The sequence below is a fragment of the Streptomyces zinciresistens K42 genome, assembly GCF_000225525.1.
GTDB classification, from domain to species: domain Bacteria; phylum Actinomycetota; class Actinomycetes; order Streptomycetales; family Streptomycetaceae; genus Streptomyces; species Streptomyces zinciresistens.
Map to the genome: position 1 here is coordinate 1 of NZ_AGBF01000456.1, position 1,020 is coordinate 1,020.

Annotated in this window: 1 protein-coding gene; it reads right to left on the reverse strand. The window is 77.7% G+C overall.

The genetic code is table 11. From position 1 onward, the window contains the following. A partial coding sequence (hemG, locus tag SZN_RS37175) for a protoporphyrinogen oxidase (RefSeq protein WP_007506551.1) occupies positions 1–765 on the reverse strand: 765 nt, incomplete at its 3' end. Positions 766–1,020 lie beyond the last annotated feature (255 nt).

The following is a 1,020-nucleotide window of genomic DNA, read 5'->3' on the forward strand; positions in this document are numbered from 1 at the left end:
GGTCGCGATCTCGCCGCCCCGCGCGCGCACCGACGCGGCGACCGCGGACGGCAGACTGCCGACGCCGCCCTCGATGCCCATGAAGACCGGCCCCGCCGGCCCGTTCGCCGCCGCGCCGGACTGGATCTCGCGGACCGCCTCGGTGAGCGAGTCGTGGGTCAGCGCGGCCCGGTAGAGCTGCGGGACGGCCGAGCGCAGCGAGATGCGGTACGCGTCGCCCGCGTACACGCCGCCCAGCAGGGGCTCGACGAGGCGGTCGACGACCTCGCGGCCGACCCGGGCCGCCACGTACGCGCCGACGGCCACGTCGTCGCCGACCTCGGTGCGGGGCAGCTCGGCGTCGCGCCCGATGCGGGCCAGGCCCTCCTCGGAGAGCACCCCGGCCAGGGCGGCGGCGGTGCCCGGGACGCCCATCACATGGCCCTTGGGCAGGGGGCGCAGGGCACCGCGGGTCCAGATCGAGGCGGTCGCGGTGGCGGGCTCCCGAAGGCGCTCGCCGAGTCCGGCCTCGCGGGCCAGGGCGACCGCCTCCGGGCGGCGGGCCAGCATCGACTCGGCGCCGAGGTCCACGCGCGCGTCGGCGACGCGGCCTGTCAGGAGCTTGCCGCCGAGCCGGTCGGACGCCTCCAGGAGGGTCACTCGCCGGCCGTCGGCCAGCAGGCGGTGGGCGGCCGCCAGTCCGGCGATCCCGCCGCCGACGACGACGACGTGGCCGGGGCCCGCCGGGCTCTCGGCGGTACGGGTGTCCTCGCTGTGCTCGCGCATGATCCCACTCTGTCAGACGCCACCGACAGCGCCGCCGGGGCCGTCCGGGCATCCCCGCCGGGCCGTGTGGCCGCGCCGAGTCCCGACCGTGATCGATTCGGAACGCCCCGGGGGCCAACGTTCCGCCGCGCACCCGCGTCGAAGGAGCGTCAGCCGTCACACCGACCCCCTGGGGGCAGTCCTCATGCACGCACGACGTTCCGTTCGATCCGGCCGGGCCCTGGCCGCGCTGCTGCTGGCCGGTGGGCTGGCGCT